Source organism: Streptomyces sp. NPDC029674, from assembly GCF_044903205.1.
GTDB lineage: Bacteria > Actinomycetota > Actinomycetes > Streptomycetales > Streptomycetaceae > Streptomyces.
Genome location: NZ_JBJDPY010000023.1, coordinates 52,569 through 74,937, shown reverse-complemented (window position 1 = coordinate 74,937; position 22,369 = coordinate 52,569). Strand labels below are relative to the sequence as shown.

The following is a 22,369-nucleotide window of genomic DNA, read 5'->3' as shown; positions in this document are numbered from 1 at the left end:
CCTGCCGCAGCAGGCGACCCGGCGGGCCGCCACGCAGTGGCGCGGAACATACGGCACGGTCCGGGTCCTTTCGCGCACGGACGAGCGGCACCGGCGCACTGTCGGTGCGCGCCCGGCCGGCCGCGGCGTCACCGGCGCCGGGCCCGCCCCGGGAAGCCCGCGCATGCGGTGCAGCCAGGCGATGGCCGCTGCCGAGAGCAGTCCGAGACCCAGGCAGCAGAGCCAGGGCAGAGCGGTCAGGCCGGTGCGCCGGCCGAGGTCCAGGGTCCAGCCCACGAGCGCGTTGCCGCCGGCGGCGGCGAGCCCGGAGAAGACGTAGAAGATGCCGAAGTGCGTACCGGTCAGCCGGGCCGGGCCGAACAGGGGGACCAGCTCCATCGCCAGCGGGTGCACGATCATGATGCCGAAGTAGACGAACAGCGCTCCGGCGATCACCGGGCAGGCGTTCAGGACCGCCGTCACCCAGTCGTCGGGCGTCGCGGATCCGCACACCAGGAGAGGCGGCACGAAGCCGGCGGCCGTCAGGGCGATGCCGCGGGCGATCCACGCCGGGCCGCCGCCGCGCCGTGCCAGCGTCCGGGTGACGCGCAGCTGCCAGACCATGTTGGCCAGCGCCCCGATCACCAGCACAGCGCCGGCCGCCTCGGGGCGCCCGGTCGCCTGGCGCGCTCCCTCCGGCAGCAGCAGGTACACCTGGTTCTCCAGGGTGCTCATGCCCGCCATGGCCACGGCGAACGCGACGAAGGTCCGGTTGCTCAGGACTTCCCGCCAGTCCTTGAGGACCGGGGTGCCGCAGCGGGGGGCCTCGCGGGCGGGCAGCGCGTACATCTGGGCCACGCACAGGACGGCGAACACGCCGGAGGCGACGAGGGCGCAGATGCGGAAATCGACCATGAGCAGCACTCCGCCCAGGGCCAGGCCGAGCAGTGAGCCGCCGGTCGCGAAGACGTTGAGGAGCGCGAAGGCCTCCGCCCTGCGGTGGCCGGCCTCCTGGGCGAGGTAGGTCCGCACCGCCGGATAGAACAGCGCTCCGGCCAGTCCGCTCAGCGCCGAGGCGGCGAGCAGGAGCGGCAGCGTGGAACCGACCGCGAACAGCGCGAACCCCACGGTCCGCAGCATGCAGCCGAAGATGATCACACCCCGTGGGCCGAGCCTGTCGGCCGCGGAACCGCCGAGCACGAACAGCCCTTGCTGGCTGAGGTTCCGCACGCCGAGGACCAGTCCGACCAGGGCGGCCGAAAGGCCCAGATCGTGGCCGAGGTAGGTCACCAGAAAAGGGATGAGGAGGTAGAAACCGACGTCCACCCCGAATTGATTGACGAGCAGCAGCCGTACCGCGAGGGGGAAGCTGCGGTATGCGCGAAGAGTTTTCATGCCAGTTCCCGTGAATGGCCCGGGAATGAGTCGATCAACGGTCCCTGAGCTGAACTCTGCACGATTTCACCAATTCTCACGTCAGCCTCTCGGCTGCACCAGGCCCACCGTTTTCCCTATAGGCGGGCGAAATTCGGTCGGCGGGAGCGGATCGGCCGGTGGCCGGAAAGCGCCGGGCCGCGCTCTACCGATGTCTTCGAATGCTCTCTACGGTGAGTCGACGATCCGCAATACCACTCGAAGCGCACCGCGGAATTGCGTTCCCACCCTTGCTCAGGAGGCGGATATGTCGGGCAGTACACGTACGGGCACCGGGTCCGCGCACATCGCGGGCCGGATCATCCGCACCCTCGCAGGCACCGGCGAGGCCGGCTCGCGAGGCGACGGCGGGCCGGCCGTCCGGGCGGCCCTGAACCAGCCGCGGGCCCTGGCGGCCGACGCGGCGGGCGCTCTGTACGTCGCCGAGTGGAAGGGGCACCGGGTGCGGCGGATCGCGCCGGACGGCACCATCACCACCGTCGCGGGCACCGGTGAGCCGGGTTTCGGCGGCGACGGGGGACCGGCCGTTCTCGCCGCGCTCAACGAACCGGGCGGCCTGGTCTGTGACGCCGCGGGGCACCTGTACGTCGCCGACTACTGGAACCACCGGGTGCGGCGGATCGCGCCGGACGGCACCATCACCACCGTCGCGGGGACCGGTGAGCCCGGCTTCGGCGGCGACGGGGGCCCGGCCGCCGAAGCGGTGCTCAACGAGCCCAGGGGGCTGGCCCTGGACGGCGCGGGCACGCTCTATGTCGCCGAGTGGAAGGGCCACCGGGTCCGTGCCATCGGCGCCGACGGCCGCATCACCACCGTCGCCGGCACCGGTAAACCCGGTTCAGGACCGGACGGGGTGCCGGCCGCCGACAGCGACCTGCACCACCCCATAGACATCGTGACGGACACCGCGGGCCGCCTGTACATCGCCGACTGCTGGTCCCACCGGGTGCGGACGGTGTCGGCAGACGGGCTGGTCACGACCGTGGCGGGCACCGGGGAGCCCGGGTACGAGGGCGATGCCGTCCGGGCCGCCGCCGGCCCGCTCCACCAGCCCCGAGGGGTCGACATCGACGACGAGGGCAATCTCTACGTGGCCGATTCCCTCAACGAGTGCGTCCGCGTCGTCCGGCCGGACGGCAGTATCGCCACGGTGGCCGGCGGGCCTCCCGGTGAGGACCGTGAGGACGGCCCGGCCGCCGGGGTGCTGCTGCGTTATCCGCGGGCGGTGCGGGTGACACGGGGCGGTGATCTCGTCATCGCCGAGACCGATCGCCATCGGGTCCGCGCGGTCACCGTGTCCCGCTGAGACCACGGTCCACGGCACCGCGGCCGGCGGGGGTCGCGGAGATTCGAATGCGTCATGAGACGGCTCCTTCAGCACATCACGACCGCGAAGCAGGCCTTGCTTCAACCAGTCTGTCCCTGTTTGCTCGGTCAACTCGCGGTTGAATCAGTACGGGTTAACAAGTGGGACAGTACGAAGAGGGTGCCGTCAGCCGTCGCTTTCCGGAGCGACGGTGAACACCGTGGGCCGCTGGAAGAGGGCACCGGAATGACGGTGCGGCAGGTCGACGATCCGCAGCAGCTCGAACCCCCGGTCGAGGTAGTACCGGTGCAGCAGGTCGTTGGTCTTCCACGCCTCCAGCCTCAGCCAGGGCTTCTCCCGTTCCGCCGCAAGCCGGCCCGCCCAGTCCAGCAGCCGCGCCCCCACCGACTGCCCGGCGGCCACTCTGCTCACGACCAGGTCATGGACGTACAGAGCCGACTCGGGGTCGTCCGCCGCCCACCATTCGAGGTCGGCCTGCCGCTCCACGGTCACCATCCCCACCAACTGGCCCTGCCCGAAGGCGAGATGACAGTCGCCCGCGCGGACCGCCCCCTCCATCCGCCAACGCCGGGGCGGGTATTGCCACTGGTCGATCCCTCTGGAGGCGAGCCAGCGGCTCGCCTCCAGCCAGAGGCCTTCCACCCGGTCCAGTTCGTCGACGCGCGCGGGGCGGATCCGCAGCTCGCTCATGCCGTACGCTCCTCGCCGCCGGCGCCCGGACGGTGCAGGGCCACGGCCGCGTAGCAGGCGATCCCGGCCGCGAGGGCGTCCTCGTCGATGTCCGCCCGGCAGGAGTGCAGGGCGGGAGCGCGCTCGGGATCCAGCCCCGGCGGGCACGCGCCCAGGAAGGCGAGGGCACCCGGCACCGCGTTCAGGACGTAGGAGAAGTCCTCGGCGGTCATCGCCGGAGCGGGCAGCACGCCGACACGCCCGGAGCCGAGCACCTCCGCCGCGGTGCGCAGCACGAACTCGGTGAACGCCGGATTGTTGCGGGTCACCGGATACCCCGCGTCGATCGACACCTCCGCCGTCGCCCCGTGGGCCGCGGCCACGCCCGCGGCGACCCGGGCGACCATCTCGTGCACGTGTACGCGTGTTTCCTGCGACAGGGCCCGGATGGTCCCGGCGAGCTCGACCGTGTCCGGGATGATGCCGGTCGCCGAGCCCGCGGCGAGGGAGCCGACCGTGACGACGGCCGGGTCGGCGACGTCGACCGTCCTGGTCACCGCCGTCTGCAGGGCAAGGACGAGCTCGCAGGCCACCGGCACGGGATCGCACGCCGTGTGCGGCGACGACGCGTGCCCCCCACGGCCGCGGACCACGATGCGCAGCTTGTCGGAGGAAGCCATCTGCGGTCCCGGGCGCAGCCACAGGCTGCCGCTCGGCAGTCCCGGCATGACGTGCAGGGCGAACGCGGCGCCCACCTCGCCGCCGTGCCCGGTGAGCAGCCCCTCGTCGATCATGTGGCGGGCGCCGTGGTGGCCCTCCTCGCCGGGCTGGAACATGAACACCACGCGCCCGGCGAGTTCGTCGCGGCGCGCGGCGAGCAGCCGGGCCGCGCCGACCAGCATGGCCATGTGGGCGTCGTGCCCGCAGGCGTGCATGGCGCCGGGGACCCGCGAGGCGAAGTCGAGGCCCGTGGCCTCGGACACGGGCAGGGCGTCCATGTCCGCGCGCAGCAGGACCACCGGGCCGTCCCGCCCGCCGTCGAGCGTCGCGGTCACCGAGGACAGCCGCCTGCCGGTGCGCACGTCGAGGCCCAGGCCGTCCAGCGCCTCCAGGACGCGCCGCTGGGTCTTCGGCACGTGCAGGCCGGTCTCCGGCCAGGCGTGCAGGGAACGGCGCAGCGCCACGGCGTCGGGCAGGAACCGCCGGGCCTCGGCCAGGATCACGTCACTCTCCTCCCCCGGGGGCAACGGTGCCGCCACGACAACAGTAGGAAGACGCCGGGGAGTTGGGCAGACGGCCTCCGCGCCGAAGCGCGCGTTTCGGTCAGGGCGGCGCCACGGTTCGTTGTCCTGTTCATGCTCCTGTCCGCCGTACGGGCCGATGGCATGCTCGTCATGGCTCACCGACACAGCTCACCCACACAGCTCATCCAGCGAGCCGCGGAAGGAGCGGGGAACCGCCATGACCGTGCCTGGCGCAGACACCGGGAAGGCCCCCTGGCAGTGGGGGGAGGAGGAGTGGCGCCGGCACGTCGAGCGGGTGCGCGCCGGGCGCAGCCTCAAACCGGCCCGCTGGCCGGGGGGCGCCAGGGCCGCCGTGGCGTTCTCCTTCGACCCCGACCACGAGACGATTCCGCTGCGGGACGGCGAGGTGATGCCGGGGAAGCTGTCGCAGGGCGAGTACGGGGCCCGGGTGGGTGTGCCGCGTATCCTCCGGCTGCTCGAACGGCACGCCCTGCCCGCGACGTTCTTCATGCCGGCCGTGTGCGCGCTCCTCCGCCCGCAGGAGGCGCGGGGCTATGTGGAACGCGGGCACGAGGTCGCCATCCACGGCTGGATCCACGAGCGCAACATGGAACTCGGCGGGCAGGACGAGCGGGAGCTCGCCCTCCGCTGCGCGGACACCCTCGAACGGATCACCGGGCGGCGCCCTGTGGGCATCCGCACGCCTTCCTGGGACTTCAGCGAGCACACGCTCGACATCACCCTCGAACTCGGCCTGTCGTACGACTCCTCCCTGATGGCCGACGACGACCCGTACGAGATCCTCTCCTACGGGAGACCGACGGGGCTGGTGGAGATACCCCCCGAGTGGATCCGGGACGACGCCGTCTACCTGAACATGGACCGCTACAGCGCCGTGCGCCCGTACACGATGCCGCGGCACGTACTGGAGCTGTGGCGGGACGAATTCGACGGCGCCTACGCGGAGGGCGGCCTGTTCGAGATCACCCTGCATCCGCACGTCATCGGCCACCGGTCACGGGCCGTCGCCCTGGAGCAGCTCCTGGAGCACGTCTGCGGGCGCGACGACGTCTGGTACGCGACGCACGCCCAGATCGCCGAGCACGTCCGGCGGGAGGCGGGGCTCGGCGACGGCCGCCCCGTCACGTGACCGGTCCGCGCGCGCACCGGGCCAGCGTCTCCAGGGCCGCCGTCGTCGACGGGGGCTCGGGCGCCGACCACGAGGCCAGGCACGCCGCCCACAGAGCGTCCTCGGGATCCCCGCGTCCCGTCAGCACCAGTTCGCGGTCGCGCACACTGCCCAGCCAGCCACCGCACCGATGCCCTCCGGCGTGCTCCTCGACGCGGCGCGCGGGTGCGAGCAGACCGCGCAGGTCCGCCGCCAGATGGGTGGGGCGGCGGTGCTCCGGGGCGGTCAGGAGGTCGTGCGGCGTGGTGGCACCGGTGAGGACCACCAGGCTGTCGAAGCCCGCCCTCCGCGCACCTTCCACGTCGGTGTCGAGCCGGTCCCCGACCATGAGGGGGCGCCGGGCACCGGTACGGGCCGCGCCCTCCCGCAGCAGGGCGGCGGACGGTTTGCCCGCCACTGTGGGGACGGCGCCGGTGGCGGCCCGCACCACGTCGGCGAGAGCGCCGTTGCCCGGCGCCGTGCCCCGGTGCGTGGGCGCGTTCAGGTCGGAGTTGGTGACGATCCAGGGCACCCCACGGCCCACCGCGTAGGCAGCTTCGGCCAGTTCGCGCCAGCTGACCGTCGGCGCGAACCCCTGGACGACGCAGTCCGGGTCGTCGTCGGCCGACCGGACGGGCTCCAGACCGTACGCCCGCAACGCGGCCAGCAGCGCCTCGCCGCCGATGGCCAGCACCCGGGCGACCGGTGGGCGCAGCTCCGCGGCCAGCCGTGCGGCGGCCTGGGCCGACGTCACGACGTCGCCCTCCGCGGCCGGCAGACCGAGCCGCCGGAGGTGTTCGCAGACCTCCTTGGGCGATCGATAGCCGTTGTTGGTCACGTACGCCAGACGCATGCCCAGCGCCCCGGCGCGGGCCAGCGAGCGGGCGGCGTGCTCCACCGCGTACGGCCCCACGTAGACGACGCCGTCGAGATCGAGGAGCGCGGCGTCGTACGCCCGCGCCAGCGGAACGGGAAGCGAGTCGTCGTCCATGCCAGGCCATCATGACGAGAGCGGACATGGCGCACAATGCCCCGCGGCACGCGGGCCGGGCCGGGAAGGAAACGTCCGCGATTACTATGATCAGCCAGTGCACGCAGACGCCGGGGAGCCGTGGGAGATGCTGAGAGAAGTCACCGCGACCCGCTACATCGAACCCCTGCGCACAGGCGGCTCGGTGCCCGGCGTCGTCGAGGCCGACGACCTCGGCACGTACGTCGTGAAGTTCACCGGCTCCGCCCAGGGCCGCAAGGCGCTGGTCGCCGAGATCATCGTGGGGGAGCTGGCCCGCCGTCTCGGGCTGCGCTTTCCCGAGCTGGTCCTCGTGCACTTCGACCCGGCGGTCGCCGCCGACGAGCCGCACCAGGAGGTCCAGGACCTGCTGCACGCGAGCGCCGGGCTCAACCTCGGCATGGATCTGCTGCCGGGGGCCGAGGACTTCACGCCCGAAGCGATCGACGTCGATCCGCTGGAGGCCGGGAAGGTCGTCTGGCTCGACGCGCTCACCGCGAACGTCGACCGTACGGTGCACAGTTCGAACCTGATGGTCTGGCCCACCTTCGGCGTGCACGAGCCGAAGCTGTGGCTCATCGATCACGGTGCCGCGCTGGTCTTCCACCACCGGTGGGGCGCGACGCCGCCCGACAAGGCGTACGACTTCCGCCACCACGCCCTCGGCGGGTACGGCCCGGACACGGCCGCCGCCGACGCCGAGCTGGCGCCGCTCGTCACGGAGGCCGTGCTCCGCGAGATCACCGCCCTCGTCCCCGACGAGTGGCTCGCCGACGAGCCCGGCTTCACGTCTCCGGACGAGGCACGTGAGGCGTACGTGGCCTTCCTGTCGGCCCGAGCCCGGGCCTCCGCGGCATGGCTGCCGGTGGACTTTCCCAGCCGGAGCGAGCTGGCCGCCGCGGACGCGAGGCGGGCGGCCGCCACGGAGAAGGGCCGTCCCGCCTGGCTGAAGCGGGTCCCTGATCTGCACGGGAAGCCTGCGGCGGAGCAGGACTGGTCGACGCATCTCGGTTAGCCGCGGGCCGCACATGAGCAGGCCCCCCGGCGCTGTGCGGTGCCGGGGGGCCTGCTCATGTCGCCGGAAGGTCAGCGCAGCTGCTCGTACGCCGGGAGGGTCAGGAAGTCCGCGTAGTCCGCGTCCAGGGAGACCTGGAGCAGCAGGTCGTGCGCCTGCTGCCACTTGCCGGCCGCGAAGGCCTCGTCGCCGATCTCGGCGCGGATCGCGTCCAGTTCGGCGGCCGCGACCTCGCGGGCGAGGTCGGCGGTGGCGGTCTGCCCCGTCTCGAAGACGACGCCCGCGTTGATCCACTGCCAGATCTGCGAGCGCGAGATCTCCGCGGTGGCCGCGTCCTCCATCAGGTTGAAGATGGCGACGGCACCGAGGCCGCGCAGCCACGCCTCGATGTAACGGATGCCGACCTGGACGGCGTTGACCAGGCCGTCGTACGTGGGCTTCGCGTCGAGGGAGTCGATGGCGATGAGGTCCTCGGGGGCGACCTTCACGTCCTCGCGCAGGCGGTCCTTCTGGTTGGGCTTGTCGCCGAGGACCGCGTCGAAGGACTTCATGGCGATCGGGACCAGGTCCGGGTGCGCCACCCACGAGCCGTCGAAGCCGTCGCCGGCCTCGCGGTCCTTGTCGTTCTTGACCTTCTCGAACGCGACCTTGTTGACTTCCGCGTCCTTGCGGGACGGGATGAACGCCGCCATGCCGCCGATCGCGTGCGCGCCGCGCTTGTGGCAGGTGCGGACGAGGAGTTCGGTGTACGCCCGCATGAACGGGGCCGTCATCGTCACCAGGTTGCGGTCCGGCAGGACGAACTTCGATCCGCCGTCACGGAAGTTCTTGACGATGGAGAAGAGGTAGTCCCAGCGGCCCGCGTTCAGGCCGGAGGCGTGGTCGCGCAGCTCGTAGAGGATCTCCTCCATCTGGTACGCGGCGGTGATCGTCTCGATCAGGACGGTCGCGCGGACCGTGCCCTGCGGGATGCCGACGTAGTCCTGCGCGAAGACGAAGATGTCGTTCCAGAGGCGCGCCTCAAGGTACGACTCCGTCTTCGGGAGGTAGAAGTACGGGCCCTTGCCGAGCTCGATGAGGCGCTTGGCGTTGTGGAAGAAGTAGAGCCCGAAGTCGACGAGCGCGCCGGGCACGGGCTTGCCGTCGACCTGGAGGTGGCGCTCGTCCAGGTGCCAGCCGCGCGGCCGCATCACGACGGTCGCGAGCTCGTCGGCGCCCTTGAGGGCGTACGACTTGCCGGTGCGCTCGTCCGTGAAGTCGATGCGGCGCTCGTAGGCGTCGGTGAGGTTGAGCTGGCCGAGGATCACGTTCTCCCAGGTGGGAGCGGAGGCGTCCTCGAAGTCCGCGAGCCAGACCTTCGCGCCCGAGTTGAGGGCGTTGATGGTCATCTTGCGGTCGGTCGGACCCGTGATCTCCACGCGGCGGTCGTCGAGCGCGGCCGGGGCCTGCGCGACCTTCCAGGAGTCGTCCTCGCGGATCGCGGCGGTCTCCGGGAGGAAGTCCAGGGTGGAGGTGCGGGCGATTTCGGCACGGCGCTCGGCACGCCGGGCGAGGAGCTCGTCACGCCGGGGCGTGAACAGCCGGTGCAGCTCGGCCACAAAGGCGAGGGCCGCGTCGGTGAGCACCTCTTCCTGCCGGGGCAGGGGCTCTGCGTCGACGATGGCCAGCGGCGACGGCGCTAGTGCGGACATGAGCTGTCACTTCCTTCAGAGAGCTGCACGGACGGTGCCGGGCGAGCCGCCGGGCAGACGCGGTGGCACTGGGTGCCACAGGAGCCGAGGTACGGCTGCGGGGCCCCGTCCGCGATAACGGGCCTTCTGGTCAGTGGATACTAGTTTCCTCATAGTGGAAGTTCAATGGTTTGTTGATGTCGAGATTCTTCTCGTCGACAGAACGTGTCGCTGAGTGCCACGTCGGTCACTCCAAGTGGATCAAGTCCTCGGCCGTGTCGATGTCGTACTCCTCGGCGACGTCCCCGCACTCGATCAGCGCGACCGCGGCGGTGTGGGCCCGCAGGTAGTCGCGTGCCCCCCGGTCGCCGACCGCACTCGCCCCGATCTCCGCCCAGTGCGCGCTGCCGAACAGGACGGGATGGCCGCGCCGCCCCTCGTAGGCGGCCGCCGCGAGCGTCGCCGGCGAGCGGTACGCGGCGCGTACCCGGGCCGTCGCCGCCGCGCCGATCCCCGGCTGGTCGACGAGCGAGACCAGCGCGGCGGACGCGCCGGTGCCGGCGAGCGAGGCAAGGCCCGCCCGCAGGGACGAACCCATGCCCTCCTCCCACTCCGGGTTGTCGACCAGCACGCAGCCGGGGAGCGAGGCGCGCTCGCGCACGGCGTCGGCGGACGCGCCGAGCACCACGTGCACCCGCTCGCACCCGGCGTCGCGCAGCACCCGCACCGCGTGCTCCACCAGTGGCCTGCCCCGGTGCTCCAGCAGAGCCTTCGGCCGCCCCCCGAGCCGCCGCCCGCCCCCCGCGGCGAGCAACAGCCCGGCAACCTCTCCCGCCCCGTCGCCCCGCACATCCATCCGCTCTGTCGTCATGACTCCTGGATACACGCATGCACGCCCCCGCGGCGTGCGCGAAGTGGCGCGTCCCGTCCGGGGGACGGTTTACTGATCCGCGGCCCCCGGCGCCTGACCAGCGCCTCAGGGGGCCGGCGAAAGACCGAAAGACCGAAAGACCGAAAGATGAGACGTGCGAGGGGGAGAGCCGCGGTGCGGAGCGTGGAGCGAAGGCGAGTGACCGGGACCGGGACCGAGAGCGACGAGGAGCCAAGGGTGGCGGAACTGCGCGCCGCCGTCGCCCGACTGCGCCGAGAACTGGCCGCCCACCCGGCCGAGTTCACAGACCGAGGCATAGCCGAGGACGAACTCGCCGCCCTCGCGGAAATGGCCTACGGCGGCACCCCCGAGGCCCCCCGCATGCGCCGCTCCCTCCTCCTGATAGCCGCCGCGATCGGCTCAGTCAGCGCCCTGACCACGAGCCTGGCGGCGGTCAGGGGTGCGGTGGAAATGTTCGGCGGCCCGGGCGACCGGTGAGAACGGCGCCGCCGCTCCTACGGCGAGGGACGTCGCGGGGCGCACGGGCGGGTGGGCGGGAAGGTTCCTACGGGGCGTCCGCGGCGCCGGGCGGCGGGCGCGCAGGGTGGTGCCCCTACGGCGAGTGACGTCGCGGGGCAAACGGGCGGGTGGGTGGGAAGGCTCCTACGGTGCGTGCCCGGCGCCGGGCAACGGGCGTGCGGGTGGTGCCCCTACGGTGAGGGACGTGGCGGGGCGCACGGGCGGGTGGGTGGGAAGGCCCCTACGGGGCGCCCCAGGCGCAGGGCAACGAACGCGCGGCCGACGCTCCTACGGTGCGACCCCGGCGCAGGGCAACCACACCCCCGCCCAGGGCTCAGGAGCCAGCCCCCGCATTGACAAGCGCCTCCGACAACTCCACAGCCACCTGCTGCAACACCGGCACGATCTTGTCCGTGGCCGCCTCGGTCACCCGCCCCGCGGGCCCGGAGATGGAGATCGCCGCCGCCGTGGGCGAGTTGGGCACCGGCACGGCGAGGCACCGTACGCCGATCTCCTGCTCGTTGTCGTCCACCGCGTACCCCGTGCGGCGCACCACCTCGAGCGCGTCGAGGAAACCCTCGGGCGTGGTGATCGTCTTCTCCGTGGCGGCCGGCATCCCGGTGCGGGCGAGCAGCGCCCGGACCTCCTCCGGCGACGCGTGCGCGAGGAGCGCCTTGCCGACGCCCGTGGAGTGGGGGAGGACCCGCCGCCCGACCTCGGTGAACATCCGCATGGAGTGCTTGGACGGCACCTGCGCGACGTACACGATCTCGTCGCCGTCGAGCAGCGCCATGTTCGCCGTCTCGCCGGTCTCCTCGACGAGGCGGGCGAGATACGGCCGCGCCCACGTGCCGAGCAGCCGCGACGCGGATTCGCCGAGGCGGATCAGGCGCGGGCCGAGGGAGTAGCGGCGGTTGGCCTGCTGGCGTACGTACCCGCAGGCGACCAGCGTGCGCATGAGGCGGTGGATCGTGGGCAGCGGCAGGCCGCTGCTCGCGGAGAGTTCGCTGAGACCGACCTCGCCCCCCGCGTCCGCCATCCGCTCGAGCAGATCGAAGGCGCGCTCGAGGGACTGGACGCCACCGCTCGCGGCGGGGGTCTTGGAGGCGGCGATTTCCGCAGGGGCGTCGCTGGCGCTTGACGTCGGCACGGCGCGTTCCTTTCGGTGCTGGCGGGCAAGGAAGCAGCCTACCGGTCGGTTGTTCACGAGGACTGTCGCTCAGCATGCCGTCGCCGCCGGTCAGGAGGCGTTTGTCCGTGTCTCCGCAGGGTTGTCCCGCGACCCCGCGCCGCTCGCGTTGTGCGTAGCTACGTTCTGGTACGCGGAATCATAATTCCACTCTGTGGAAACGTCCAGTGCGGGGGAGGTTCACGGAAGCCCGCGGAAGTCCACCCTTGACGCCATCGGCGCAAGCGTGAAAACTCCTTCAACAGAACGTTGAATTCCGTTAAGCGGAAGCAAAAGGTCTGTGTAGCGGAACAGAAGAGAGGGGACGCGGGTGTCCGAAACGGACGTGGACGGGGACGCGACGGCGGGCCGGAGCGTGGAGCTGGTGCTCCGCTCGACCCGTGTCGTCACCCCGGAAGGAACGCGGGCCGCCTCGGTCGCCGTCTCCGGCGGAAAGATCGTGGCTGTCGACGCGTACGACGCCGAGGTGCCGGACGGCGCACGCCTCGAGGACTTCGGTGACGACGCCCTGCTGCCCGGCCTGGTCGACACGCACGTCCACGTGAACGACCCGGGCCGCACGGAGTGGGAGGGCTTCTGGACCGCCACCCGCGCCGCGGCGGCCGGCGGCATCACCACCCTCGTCGACATGCCGCTCAACTCCCTGCCGCCGACGACGACGGTCGACAACCTGCGCACCAAGCAGGACGTCGCCCGCAGCAAGGCGCACATCGACGTCGGCTTCTGGGGCGGCGCCCTCCCCGACAACGTCCAGGACCTCAAGCCGCTGCACGAAGCGGGCGTCTACGGCTTCAAGTGCTTCCTCTCGCCCTCGGGCGTCGACGAGTTCCCCGAGCTGAACCAGGACCAGCTGGCCACCTCGATGGCCGAGATCGCCGGCTTTGGCGGCCTCCTCATCGTGCACGCCGAGGACCCGCACGAGCTGGACGCCGCCCCGCACAAGAGCGGCCCCAAGTACGCGGACTACCTGCAGACCCGGCCCCGTATCTCCGAGGACACCGCCATCGAGGGCCTCATCGCCGTCGCCAAGCGGATCGGCGCGCGCGTCCACGTCCTGCACCTGTCCTCCTCCGACGCCCTGCCGCTCATCGCCGCAGCCAAGCGCGAAGGTGTCGAGCTGACCGTCGAGACCTGCCCGCACTACCTCACCCTGACCGCCGAGGAAGTCCCGGACGGCGCCAGCGAGTTCAAGTGCTGCCCGCCCATCCGCGAGGCCGGCAACCAGGACCTGCTGTGGGCGGCGCTGGCCGACGGCACCATCGACTGTGTCGTCACGGACCACTCCCCGTCCACCGCCGACCTGAAGACCGACGACTTCGCGACCGCGTGGGGCGGCATCTCCGGGCTCCAGCTGAGCCTGCCGGCGGTCTGGACCGAGGCCCGCAGGCGCGGTCACACCCTTGACGACGTGGTGCGCTGGATGTCGGAGCGCACCGCACAGCTGGTCGGACTCGACCAGAAGGGCGCCATCGAGGCCGGCCGTGACGCCGACTTCGCGGTCCTCGCGCCCGACGAGACCTTCACCGTGGACCCCGCGGAGCTGCAGCACCGGAACCGGGTCACGGCGTACGCGGGCAAGACCCTCAGCGGCGTCGTGAAGTCCACCTGGCTGCGCGGCGAACGCATCCTGCACGGCGGCGAGTTCAGCGAACCCGCGGGCCGACTTCTGGAAAGGAAGAACTGATCACTGTGACGACGGCGATACCCACCTTCACCGGCGACGCGAGCCCCTACGGTGGCGGCGAGCCCTACGCCGACTACCGCACGGCCGACTTCCCCTTCACCCAGTACGCCAACCTCGCCGACCGGCAGCTCGGCGCCGGTGTGATCGCCGCCAACGACGAGTTCTTCGCGATGCGCGAGAACCTGCTGCTCGCGCACCCCGCCGTGTTCGACCCCGAGCACTTCGGCCACAAGGGCAAGGTCATGGACGGCTGGGAGACCCGCCGCCGGCGCGGTGTCTCGGCCGAGCACCCGTGGCCCACGGAGGACGACCACGACTGGGCGCTCGTCCGGCTCGGCGCGCCCGGCATCGTCCGCGGCATCGTCATCGACACCGCCCACTTCCGCGGCAACTACCCGCAGGCCGTCTCCGTGGAGGGCACCAGCGTCGACGGTTCGCCGACGCCCGAGGAGCTCTGCGGCGACGACGTGAAGTGGACGACCCTCGTCCCGCGCACGCCCGTCGGCGGCCACGCCGCCAACGGCTTCGCCGTCGACGTCGAGCAGCGCTTCACGCACCTGCGCGTCAACCAGCACCCGGACGGCGGCATCGCCCGCCTCCGCGTCTACGGCGAGGTCGTCGCCGACCCCAAGTGGCTCGCCGCGCTCGGCACGTTCGACGTCGTCGCCCTGGAGAACGGCGGCCAGGTCGAGGACGCCTCCGACCGCTTCTACTCCCCGGCCACCAACACCATCCAGCCGGGCCGCTCCCGCAAGATGGACGACGGCTGGGAGACCCGCCGCCGCCGCGACACCGGCAACGACTGGATCCGCTACCAGCTGGTCCAGCAGTCCGAGATCCGCGCCGTGGAGATCGACACCGCCTACCTCAAGGGCAACTCGGCCGGCTGGGCGTCCCTCTCGGTACGCGACGGCGAGTCGGGCGAGTGGACCGAGGCGCTGCCCCGCACCCGCCTCCAGCCCGACACCAACCACCGCTTCGTGCTGGACGCACCGGTCGTCGGCACGCACGTCCGCGTCGACATCTTCCCCGACGGCGGCATCTCCCGCCTGCGCCTGTTCGGTTCCCTGACCGAGGCCGGCGCGGCCAAGCTGGCCGCCCGCCACCAGGAGCTGGGCGGCTGACCCGCCCCCGCAGAACGTGGGGCGCACCGGGTGGACAGCCCCGGTGTGCCCCGCACCCATGTGTGGCGCGGGCGGCCCGGCCTGAAAGAATCGGGCGGATGAAGTACGTGAAGGTCGACTGGGACCCTGAGCTCCACGGGTTCCGGACCGACGCGCGTGCCTATGTGGCCGCCCTTCCCGAACTCCGGGACGCGCTTCCCGAGGGGGCCCGCGCCTTCGCGTCCGAGGCCGGGCATTACGACCACACGAGCGAGCGGTGCGTCAAGGACCTGGAGCTCGCCGACATCGCCCTGCCCACGACGACCATGGGCAGGGCGGGCACCGCGTCGGTCACCTATCGCCCCAACCGGTGGAAGCACTCCGCCGGACTGCGGATCGAGTACACCGGCGTCACGCACTTCTCCGTCGACTACGAAGCGTCGATCGACTGGATGGAGGCCATCACGGTGCTGCTCGACGAGACCCTCCCGCATGAGGGCGGCGTCGTGCACCGCACCGAACTGACGGACGCCATGATCACGGTCCGCTGCGCCGACCTGACGGCGACGTGGGTGACGGTCCCGTGAGTGCGTGACCCCGGGTGTCAGGCCGCGTGACCGCCGTCCACCGACAGCTCCGTGCCGGTGACGTACGCGGCGTCGTCGCCGGCGAGGTAGCCGACCAGGGACGCCACCTCGTCGGCGGAGCCGAAGCGGCCGAGGGCCGTCATGGCGCTCTGGCCGTCGGCGAAGGGGCCGTCCGCCGGGTTCATGTCGGTGTCGACCGGCCCCGGCTGGACGAGGTTCGCCGTGATGCGGCGTCCGCCCAACTCCCGTGCCAGCGCCTTGTTGAGGCCGATCAGCGCGGCCTTGCTGGTCGCGTAGAGCGTGCCGCCGGGACCGGGGACGCGCTGTGCGATGCAGCTGCCGATGGTGATGATCCGGCCGCCGTCGCGCAGCCGGGCGGCCGCTGCCTGGGAGGCCAGGAAGACCCCTCGTACGTTGACGGCCATGACGCGGTCGATGTCCGCGAGCGTCAGGTCGCCGATGGGGCCGAGCACCCCGATCCCCGCGTTGTTCACCAGGATGTCCAGGCCGCCCAGGTCGTCGGCCGCGCGGTCCACCGCGCCCGCCGCGTCCCCGGCGTCCGCCGCGTCGGCCCTGAGGGCGAGGCCGCGGCGGCCCGTCGACTCGATCTTCGCGACCACCTCCCGTGCGGCGCTCTCGTCCCTTACGTAGGTGATCGCCACGTCGGCGCCCGCCTCGGCCAGGCGCAGCGCGATCGCCGCGCCCATGCCGCGGCTGCCGCCGGTGACCAGGGCGGTCCTGCCGTTGAGAGAAGACATGTCCGTACCTCTTCCGCGTACTTCGTCGATCCGGTGATGACTGCCAGAAGTGCTTGCGGGTTCAATGAAAGTCGCCCGGGCGGGCGAGTACTGGCGGTCATCGGACACGCATCTCCGTGCGTCCGGTGGAGGTTGGTTAACTCCCGGAAAACTTCACAGACTTGACGTTGACACGCCAACCTCTACGCGCGTCACACTGGACCCATGCGAATCCCCCCACGAAGCCGATTCCTCGGCGCCACCGCCCTTGCCGCCGCCCTCATCCTCGGTGGCCCCGTCGCGGCCACCGCGAGCGCCGCACCGGTCGCACCTGCCGCTCCGGTCACCGCGGCCGCGTACTCCGTCACCGCCGTCGGCGACATCTGCTACTCCGCGCTGCCCTCCCAGGCGCACGACACCCTCGACCTGATCGAGGCGGGCGGCCCCTATCCCTTCCCGCAGGACGGCACCGTCTTCCAGAACCGCGAGGGTGAGCTGCCGCGGCAGAGCTCCGGTTACTACCACGAGTACACGGTCATCACGCCGGGCTCCGACGACCGTGGCGCCCGCCGCATCGTCACCGGCAACAAGAATCAGGAGGACTACTACACGGCCGACCACTACGCGTCGTTCGACCTGGTCGACTACGGCTGTTAGTCAGTCCGTCCGCGAGTTCCACGGGCTCCCCAGGCTCCGCGCGGCGGCGAACAGCGCGCAGGCCAGCACGATCAGCGCCACGCTCGCGTACGTCTCGTAGCCGTCGAGGAAGCCGACGCGCTGCACCAGGCCCCACCCGCGCAGCTCGCCGGTGAGCCGGTGGACCAGACCGGCCGTGCCCTGGAACAGCAGGACGACACCGAGAAACTCCAGTAACCGCTTCACATCCTTCATACGGAAGATCCTCGTCCCGCGCCTTTCCCGCGGACATCCGCCGCGGGGCGAGGATCTTCGCCGTGCGCCGGTCCGAAAGTCGGCGGCGTGCGCGACTTTGGTGGACGATCACGCGTGAGGGGCGTTCGCGCCCGCCTGAGGTGCGTAGATTTGTCGACCATGAGCGGTACTGATCCCACGCGGCGGCCCGAGCCGGAGTCCGCGGCCGGCCATGCGTCCGGACCGTTGGTCAGGGCTCCGTGGACGCTGCCCACCGCCCTCGCCCGCGAGTTCGACCCGGGCCGCGTGGGGCGCAGGTCGCGGCGGACCGTGCGCGACTGGATCGCCGACTTCAGCTGCTTCTTCGCCGCCGTCCTCATCGGGATGGTCGGCGCCGACGCGGTCAGCGACAACCCGCACGTCTCCCAAGGGTTCGCGGAGCTCGACCAGGTGATCGGCGCGCTCGCCTGCGCCGCGGTCTGGCTGCGCAGGCGCTGGCCGCTCGGCCTCGCCGTCGCGATGGTGCCGGTCGCGGTCGCCTCCGACACGGGGGGCGGCGCGGCGGCGGTGGCCCTCTTCACCCTCGCCGTGCACCGGCCCTTCCGGTACGTCGCGTGGGTCGGCGGGGCCTCGGTCGCCGTGGTCCCGCTCACCTACCGGCTGCGGCCCGACGCGGACCTGCCGTACGGCGTCGCCATCGCCTTCGCCGCCCTGATGACCGTCGCCGTCATCGGCTGGGGCATGTTCGTGCGCTCCCGCCGCGAACTGCTGCTCAGCCTGCGCGACCGGGCCGTCCGCGCCGAGAACGAGGCCGCGCTCCGCGCCGAACAGGCCCAGCGGCTCGCCCGCGAGGACATCGCCCGCGAGATGCACGACGTCCTCGCGCACCGCCTCACCCTGCTCAGCGTGCACGCGGGCGCCCTGGAGTTCCGCCCGGACGCGCCCCGCGCCGAGATCGTCCGGGCGGCGGGCGTCATCAGGGAGAGCGCCCACGAAGCGCTGCAGGACCTGCGCCAGGTCATCGGCGTCCTGCGCGGCGGCGACGCGGACGCCCCGGACCGACCGCAGCCCACGCTCGCCGCCCTGGACACCCTGGTCGCCGAATCCCGCGAGGCCGGCATGAAGGTCGTACTCGACAACCGCGTCACCGACCCCGCCGCCGTGCCCGCCGCCCTCGGCCGCACCGCCTACCGCATCGCCCAGGAAGGCCTGACCAACGCCCGCAAGCACGCCCCCGGCGCCGAGGTGACGGTGGCCATCACCGGCGCGCCCGGCGAGGGCCTGACCCTGTCCGTGCGCAACCCCGCACCGCCCGGTGACGTGCCCGCGGTGCCCGGCTCGGGACAGGGCCTCATCGGGCTCGCCGAACGGGCCTCCCTCGCGGGCGGCAGACTCCGCCACGAGCTCCGACCCGACGGCGGATTCCACCTGGAGGCCTGGCTACCGTGGGCGTCATGAAACCGATCAGGCTGCTGCTCGTCGACGACGATCCGCTGGTGCGCGCCGGACTCTCCTTCATGCTCGGCGGCGCGGACGACATCGAGATCGTGGGCGAGGCGGGCGACGGCACGGAGGTCGCCCCGCTGGTCGGCGAGGTCCGGCCCGACGTCGTCCTGATGGACATCCGCATGCCCACGATGGACGGCCTCGCCGCCACGGAGGCGCTGCGCAGGCGCCCCGACGCGCCCGAGGTCATCGTCCTCACCACGTTCCACGCCGACGAGCAGGTGCTGCGTGCCCTCCGCGCGGGTGCGGCGGGCTTCGTCCTCAAGGACACCCCGCCCGCCGAGATCGTCGCGGCGGTGCGCGCGGTGGCCGCCGGGGAGCCGGTGCTCTCGCCCACGGTGACCCGGCAGCTGATCACCCGGGTGGCCGGAGTCGACCCGCAACTGGACCGCAGGCGGCGGGCGTTGGAGCGGCTCGACACGCTGGGGGAGCGGGAGCGCGCGGTGGCCGTCGCGGTCGGCCGCGGCGGCTCCAACGCGGACATCGCGGCCCAGCTGTTCCTGAGCGTCGCCACGGTCAAGGCGCACGTGTCGCGGATCCTGACGAAGCTGGACCTCAACAACCGGGTGCAGATCGCGCTGCTGGCGCACGACGCGGGGCTCCTCGACGAGTGAGCTGCCAGGGGGGAACTGATCGCCTCCGTCGGCGCGTTGATCCCGTGAGCCCCCTGGAGGAGACCCGCATGGCGGACACCATCGACCTGGCGACGTACGGCGAGCGGTTCAGAGAGGACCCGCACTCCGTCTATGCGGAACTGCGCGGCCTCGGTCCCGTCCACCGCGTCCGCCTGCCCCCTCCGGAGGACATCGGCGACGCCTATCTGGTCGTCGGGTACGAGGAGTGCAGGACCGCGCTCACCGACCGCCGCTTCGCGAAGTCCTCGGCGAGCGCGGGCTTCGCGTTCCGCGAGGAGGGCCTGATCGGCACGCATCTGCTGATCGCCGACCCGCCCCACCACACCCGGCTGCGCAAGCTCGTCACCCGCGAGTTCACCATGCGCAGGGTCGACGCCCTGCGCCCCCGCATCCAGCAGATCACCGACGACCTCCTCGACGAGATGCTCATACGCGGCGAGACGGCACGGACCCGCCGGGGCGATCTCCTCGAAGCGCTCGCCTTCCAGCTCCCGATCACCGTCATCTGCGAGCTCCTCGGCGTCCCCGACATCGACCGGACCGCCTTCCGCCGCATGTCGAACGGCATCGTGGCGTCGCCGACCCAGGAGGAAGAGGCCGCCGCCTTCGCGGAACTGGCGGGCTACCTCGACGACTTGGTGGCGGCCAAGCGCTCGGCGCCCGGCGAGGACCTGCTGAGCGCGCTGATACGCACCGCGGGCGACGAGGACGGCGACCGCCTCTCGCACGACGAGCTGCGTGCCATGGCGTTCGTGCTGCTGATCGCCGGACACGAGACGACGGTCAACCTGATCGGCAACGCCGTGCACGCCCTCTTCACCCACCCCGACCAACTCGCCGCGCTACGGGCCGACATGACGCTCCTCGACGGCGCCATCGAGGAAGCCCTCCGCTTCGAGGGCCCGGTGGAGGCCGCGACGTACCGCTTCGCCACGGAGGAGACGGAGTTGGGCGGCCTCGTCATCCCTCCGGGCGCCGTGGTCCGGATCGTCATCGCCGCGGCCGACCGGGACCCCGCGCGCTTCCCCGAGCCCGACCGCTTCGACATCCGCCGCGCCCCGCAGGGCCATGTCGCCTTCGGATACGGCCTGCACCACTGCCTGGGCGCCCAGCTCGCCCGGGTCGAAGGGAAGATCGCGCTCGGCTCGCTCCTGGCACGCTGCCCGGACCTCGCCCCGGACGGGCCGCCGGGGGAGTGGCTGCCGGGAACCCTGATCAGGGGGATGCGGCGGCTTCCCGTCCGGTGGTAGTAGTTCGCCCATGACCGAACAGCCGTCGCCCGACCAGCCTGCGCCCCGTGCCGTCGAACTCGGCATGGCCCAGAAGATCCTGGACGCCCAGCCGTTCAGCCGCCTCGTCCGGGCCCGCGTCACGCGGTTCGGCGAGGGCGCGGCCACGCTGGAGATCGACATCCGCGAGGAACTCCACCAGCAGAACGGCTTCGTGCACGGTGGCGTGCTCGCCTACGCCGCGGACAACAGCATCACGTTCGCCGCGGGCACGACGCTCGGGCCCGCCGTGCTGACCTCCGGATTCTCCATCCAGTACGTACGTCCCGCGACCGGCGCCAAGCTCGTCGCCCGCGCCACCGTGGCCCACTCGGGGCGCCGGCAGGCGGTGGTCCGCTGCGAGCTGTTCACCGTCGGCGAGGAGAGCGGTGAGGCAGGCGAGACGCTGTGTGCGATCGCGCAGGGCACGGTGCTCTCCACGGCGTGACCGGCCCGCGCGAGCTCACCCCCCGGACGACTCCGTGATCTCCGCCATCCGCACCGGCCGCCGCTCCCGCCGCGACAGTTCGCACGCCTCGGCGATCCGTAGGGCGTGCAGCGCCTCGCGGCCGTCGCAGGGGTTCGCGCGCTCGCCCCGGACCACCTCGACGAAGGCGGCAAGCTCCGCCTCGTACGCGGGCGCGAAGCGCTCCAGGAAACCGGGCCAGGGCTTGACCGGGGCGGCAGGGCCCGCCGGTTCCACCGAGGTGAGGGGCGTGCGCTCGTCCATGCCGACCGCCAACTGGTCGCGCTCACCGGCCAGTTCCATGCGTACGTCGTAACCCGCGCCGTTGCAGCGGGTCGCCGTGGCCGTGGCGAGCGTGCCGTCGTCGAGGGTGAGCAGCGCGGCCGCCGTGTCGACGTCGCCCGCCTCGCGGAACATCGCGGGGCCCGCGTCGGAGCCGGTCGCGTACACCTCCGTGACCTCGCGGCCGGTCACCCACCGCAGGATGTCGAAGTCGTGGACCAGGCAGTCGCGGTAGAGCCCGCCGGAGAGCGGCAGGTACGCGGCCGGGGGCGGGCACGGGTCCGAGGTGACCGCCCGCACGGTGTGCAGCCGCCCGAGCCGGCCGGCGCGCACCGCCTCGCGGGCCGCCGTGTACCCCGCGTCGAAGCGCCGCTGGAAACCGAGCTGCAGCTCCGTGCCCGAGGCCTCGACCTCGGCGAGGGCGGCCAGGGTGCCCGGCAGGTCGAGGGCGATGGGCTTCTCGCAGAACACCGGCAGGCCCGCCCGCGCCGCCCTGCCGATGAGCTCGGCGTGCGCGGCCGTCGCCGCGGTGATCACCACGGCGTCCACCCCGGCGGCGAAGACCTCGTCCACCGAGGACACCGCCGTCGCGCCCGTCCGCGCCGCGAGGTCGGCCGCTCTCGCGGCGTCCACGTCGGCGATCACCAGGGACGTCACCTCGGGGTGACGTCCCAGTGCGACCGAGTGAAAGCTGCCGATGCGGCCCGTTCCGATCAGTCCGATGCGCATGGCCCCACCCTCGCGACGCCGACCCCTCCTGTCAATCCTTTGTCCGGACAACAGAACTTAAGAGCTGGGTAGACGGAGAAGAAGCCAGGGAAAGTGAGGTTCCGCCAGATGGAGCAGCACCTTGCAGAATCGCTCGCCAGAGGCGCGTCAGGGCCCTCCATGCCCCTCTGGCTGCTGATCGCCGCCCTCGTGGCTCTGGTCGCCCTCGCGGTCTACGGGATTGCGCGAAGGCGCAAGGGGCGATAGCGGGCGGTCGTAGGGCGCGGCGTGCTTCACCGCCGCGCCCCTCACACACCTCAGGAGGAAACAACGGTGGTAGCTGTAGCCGCGGGCCGCTGGTATCCCGATGGGCCGGCGGGCCTTGTCATCTTCGTCATAGCCATCGCGGTACTTGTCGCCATGGTGTTC

Annotated in this window: 21 protein-coding genes and 1 pseudogene; 12 read left to right on the top strand and 10 right to left on the bottom strand. The window is 72.1% G+C overall.

Annotation, left to right across the window (positions count from 1 at the left end; translation table 11 throughout):
* Positions 1–114: 114 nt before the first annotated feature.
* Positions 115–1,374: pseudogene (locus ACI2L3_RS35840) on the bottom strand (MFS transporter); the annotation flags it as partial.
* Between the two features lie 286 nt (positions 1,375–1,660).
* Here ACI2L3_RS35840 and ACI2L3_RS35835 point away from each other — a divergent pair.
* Positions 1,661–2,719 (top strand): hypothetical protein, encoded by a 1,059-nt coding sequence (locus tag ACI2L3_RS35835; protein WP_404756611.1) that lies wholly within the window; start codon positions 1,661–1,663, stop codon positions 2,717–2,719.
* A gap of 186 nt (positions 2,720–2,905) precedes the next feature.
* Here ACI2L3_RS35835 and ACI2L3_RS35830 read toward each other — a convergent pair whose 3' ends face one another.
* A complete protein-coding gene (locus ACI2L3_RS35830) occupies positions 2,906–3,430 on the bottom strand; it encodes a GNAT family N-acetyltransferase (protein ID WP_404756610.1) in 525 nt (174 codons plus the stop codon).
* A complete protein-coding gene (locus tag ACI2L3_RS35825; RefSeq protein WP_404756609.1) occupies positions 3,427–4,632 on the bottom strand; it encodes a M20 family metallopeptidase in 1,206 nt (401 codons plus the stop codon). Before ACI2L3_RS35825 ends, ACI2L3_RS35830 begins: the two co-directional genes overlap by 4 nt.
* Positions 4,633–4,870: 238 nt before the next feature.
* Here ACI2L3_RS35825 and ACI2L3_RS35820 point away from each other — a divergent pair, with 238 nt between their 5' ends.
* Positions 4,871–5,803, top strand: coding sequence for a polysaccharide deacetylase (locus ACI2L3_RS35820; RefSeq protein ID WP_404756608.1), 933 nt, complete (start codon positions 4,871–4,873; stop codon positions 5,801–5,803).
* Here the strand turns inward: ACI2L3_RS35820 and ACI2L3_RS35815 are convergent.
* On the bottom strand, positions 5,796–6,812 hold the full coding sequence (locus tag ACI2L3_RS35815; RefSeq protein WP_404756607.1) for an HAD-IIA family hydrolase: 1,017 nt from the start codon (positions 6,810–6,812) through the stop codon (positions 5,796–5,798). The two genes, ACI2L3_RS35820 and ACI2L3_RS35815, sit on opposite strands and share 8 nt — an antisense overlap.
* A gap of 127 nt (positions 6,813–6,939) precedes the next feature.
* Between ACI2L3_RS35815 and ACI2L3_RS35810 the strand changes: the two genes are divergently transcribed.
* Entirely contained in the window at positions 6,940–7,845 is a 906-nt protein-coding gene (locus ACI2L3_RS35810) for a HipA family kinase (RefSeq protein ID WP_404756640.1), read from the top strand.
* Positions 7,846–7,916: 71 nt separating this feature from the next.
* Here the strand turns inward: ACI2L3_RS35810 and aceB are convergent, their stop codons facing one another.
* Both aceB and ACI2L3_RS35800 read right to left on the bottom strand, forming a co-directional pair.
* The gene (aceB, locus tag ACI2L3_RS35805; protein WP_404756606.1) at positions 7,917–9,536 is read right to left on the bottom strand and encodes a malate synthase A; all 1,620 of its coding nucleotides are present in this window, start codon (positions 9,534–9,536) and stop codon (positions 7,917–7,919) included.
* 226 nt (positions 9,537–9,762) lie between these two features.
* Positions 9,763–10,386 carry an NTP transferase domain-containing protein gene (locus ACI2L3_RS35800; protein WP_404756605.1) on the bottom strand — a complete coding sequence of 208 codons (624 nt, stop codon included), beginning with the start codon at positions 10,384–10,386 and terminating at the stop codon, positions 9,763–9,765.
* A 147-nt stretch (positions 10,387–10,533) separates the two neighbouring features.
* On the opposite strand from ACI2L3_RS35800, the gene ACI2L3_RS35795 reads away from it, so the two are divergent.
* Positions 10,534–10,884, top strand: a complete 351-nt coding sequence (locus ACI2L3_RS35795; protein ID WP_404756604.1) for a DUF5955 family protein — start codon at positions 10,534–10,536, stop codon at positions 10,882–10,884.
* 355 nt (positions 10,885–11,239) lie between these two features.
* Here ACI2L3_RS35795 and ACI2L3_RS35790 read toward each other — a convergent pair whose 3' ends face one another.
* Positions 11,240–12,055, bottom strand: a complete 816-nt coding sequence (locus ACI2L3_RS35790; protein WP_404756603.1) for an IclR family transcriptional regulator — start codon at positions 12,053–12,055, stop codon at positions 11,240–11,242.
* Positions 12,056–12,404: 349 nt separating this feature from the next.
* On the opposite strand from ACI2L3_RS35790, the gene allB reads away from it, so the two are divergent.
* The 3 genes from allB to ACI2L3_RS35775 all read left to right on the top strand — a co-directional run bounded on the left by allB (position 12,405) and on the right by ACI2L3_RS35775 (position 15,468).
* On the top strand, positions 12,405–13,778 hold the full coding sequence (allB, locus tag ACI2L3_RS35785) for an allantoinase AllB (RefSeq protein WP_404756602.1): 1,374 nt from the start codon (positions 12,405–12,407) through the stop codon (positions 13,776–13,778).
* Positions 13,775–14,902 (top strand): allantoicase, encoded by a 1,128-nt coding sequence (gene alc / locus ACI2L3_RS35780; protein ID WP_404756639.1) that lies wholly within the window; start codon positions 13,775–13,777, stop codon positions 14,900–14,902. Before allB ends, alc begins: the two co-directional genes overlap by 4 nt.
* Before the next feature lie 98 nt (positions 14,903–15,000).
* Positions 15,001–15,468: a hypothetical protein gene (locus ACI2L3_RS35775; RefSeq protein ID WP_404756601.1), complete on the top strand. Its 468-nt coding sequence runs from the start codon at positions 15,001–15,003 to the stop codon at positions 15,466–15,468.
* 17 nt (positions 15,469–15,485) lie between these two features.
* On the opposite strand, the gene ACI2L3_RS35770 is transcribed toward ACI2L3_RS35775, so the two are convergent.
* Positions 15,486–16,226 carry an SDR family NAD(P)-dependent oxidoreductase gene (locus tag ACI2L3_RS35770; protein ID WP_404756600.1) on the bottom strand — a complete coding sequence of 247 codons (741 nt, stop codon included), beginning with the start codon at positions 16,224–16,226 and terminating at the stop codon, positions 15,486–15,488.
* A gap of 204 nt (positions 16,227–16,430) precedes the next feature.
* On the opposite strand from ACI2L3_RS35770, the gene ACI2L3_RS35765 reads away from it, so the two are divergent.
* Entirely contained in the window at positions 16,431–16,862 is a 432-nt protein-coding gene (locus tag ACI2L3_RS35765; protein WP_404756599.1) for a ribonuclease domain-containing protein, read from the top strand.
* Here the strand turns inward: ACI2L3_RS35765 and ACI2L3_RS35760 are convergent, their stop codons facing one another.
* Positions 16,863–17,087 (bottom strand): hypothetical protein, encoded by a 225-nt coding sequence (locus ACI2L3_RS35760; protein WP_404756638.1) that lies wholly within the window; start codon positions 17,085–17,087, stop codon positions 16,863–16,865.
* A 168-nt stretch (positions 17,088–17,255) separates the two neighbouring features.
* Here ACI2L3_RS35760 and ACI2L3_RS35755 point away from each other — a divergent pair, with 168 nt between their 5' ends.
* The 4 genes from ACI2L3_RS35755 to ACI2L3_RS35740 all read left to right on the top strand — a co-directional run bounded on the left by ACI2L3_RS35755 (position 17,256) and on the right by ACI2L3_RS35740 (position 20,932).
* Positions 17,256–18,533 (top strand): sensor histidine kinase, encoded by a 1,278-nt coding sequence (locus tag ACI2L3_RS35755; RefSeq protein WP_404756598.1) that lies wholly within the window; start codon positions 17,256–17,258, stop codon positions 18,531–18,533.
* Positions 18,530–19,195 carry a response regulator gene (locus ACI2L3_RS35750; RefSeq protein ID WP_404756597.1) on the top strand — a complete coding sequence of 222 codons (666 nt, stop codon included), beginning with the start codon at positions 18,530–18,532 and terminating at the stop codon, positions 19,193–19,195. The genes ACI2L3_RS35755 and ACI2L3_RS35750 overlap by 4 nt, the downstream gene beginning before the upstream one ends.
* Positions 19,196–19,263: 68 nt before the next feature.
* Positions 19,264–20,466 (top strand): cytochrome P450, encoded by a 1,203-nt coding sequence (locus ACI2L3_RS35745; protein ID WP_404756596.1) that lies wholly within the window; start codon positions 19,264–19,266, stop codon positions 20,464–20,466.
* Positions 20,467–20,476: 10 nt separating this feature from the next.
* Positions 20,477–20,932 carry a PaaI family thioesterase gene (locus tag ACI2L3_RS35740; protein ID WP_404756595.1) on the top strand — a complete coding sequence of 152 codons (456 nt, stop codon included), beginning with the start codon at positions 20,477–20,479 and terminating at the stop codon, positions 20,930–20,932.
* Positions 20,933–20,947: 15 nt separating this feature from the next.
* On the opposite strand, the gene ACI2L3_RS35735 is transcribed toward ACI2L3_RS35740, so the two are convergent.
* Entirely contained in the window at positions 20,948–21,961 is a 1,014-nt protein-coding gene (locus tag ACI2L3_RS35735; RefSeq protein ID WP_404756594.1) for a Gfo/Idh/MocA family oxidoreductase, read from the bottom strand.
* Positions 21,962–22,369 lie beyond the last annotated feature (408 nt).

Coding starts and splice junctions, on each gene's coding strand:
- ACI2L3_RS35830 (WP_404756610.1), bottom strand. CDS start 3,430: ATGAGCGAGCTGCGGATCCGCCCCGCGCGCGTCGACGAACTGGACCGG.
- ACI2L3_RS35740 (WP_404756595.1), top strand. CDS start 20,477: ATGACCGAACAGCCGTCGCCCGACCAGCCTGCGCCCCGTGCCGTCGAA.
- ACI2L3_RS35765 (WP_404756599.1), top strand. CDS start 16,431: ATGCGAATCCCCCCACGAAGCCGATTCCTCGGCGCCACCGCCCTTGCC.
- ACI2L3_RS35810 (WP_404756640.1), top strand. CDS start 6,940: ATGCTGAGAGAAGTCACCGCGACCCGCTACATCGAACCCCTGCGCACA.
- ACI2L3_RS35820 (WP_404756608.1), top strand. CDS start 4,871: ATGACCGTGCCTGGCGCAGACACCGGGAAGGCCCCCTGGCAGTGGGGG.
- ACI2L3_RS35795 (WP_404756604.1), top strand. CDS start 10,534: ATGAGACGTGCGAGGGGGAGAGCCGCGGTGCGGAGCGTGGAGCGAAGG.
- ACI2L3_RS35750 (WP_404756597.1), top strand. CDS start 18,530: ATGAAACCGATCAGGCTGCTGCTCGTCGACGACGATCCGCTGGTGCGC.
- ACI2L3_RS35775 (WP_404756601.1), top strand. CDS start 15,001: ATGAAGTACGTGAAGGTCGACTGGGACCCTGAGCTCCACGGGTTCCGG.
- ACI2L3_RS35800 (WP_404756605.1), bottom strand. CDS start 10,386: ATGACGACAGAGCGGATGGATGTGCGGGGCGACGGGGCGGGAGAGGTT.
- ACI2L3_RS35835 (WP_404756611.1), top strand. CDS start 1,661: ATGTCGGGCAGTACACGTACGGGCACCGGGTCCGCGCACATCGCGGGC.
- ACI2L3_RS35755 (WP_404756598.1), top strand. CDS start 17,256: ATGAGCGGTACTGATCCCACGCGGCGGCCCGAGCCGGAGTCCGCGGCC.
- ACI2L3_RS35735 (WP_404756594.1), bottom strand. CDS start 21,961: ATGCGCATCGGACTGATCGGAACGGGCCGCATCGGCAGCTTTCACTCG.
- ACI2L3_RS35770 (WP_404756600.1), bottom strand. CDS start 16,226: ATGTCTTCTCTCAACGGCAGGACCGCCCTGGTCACCGGCGGCAGCCGC.
- ACI2L3_RS35745 (WP_404756596.1), top strand. CDS start 19,264: ATGGCGGACACCATCGACCTGGCGACGTACGGCGAGCGGTTCAGAGAG.
- aceB (WP_404756606.1), bottom strand. CDS start 9,536: ATGTCCGCACTAGCGCCGTCGCCGCTGGCCATCGTCGACGCAGAGCCC.
- ACI2L3_RS35815 (WP_404756607.1), bottom strand. CDS start 6,812: ATGGACGACGACTCGCTTCCCGTTCCGCTGGCGCGGGCGTACGACGCC.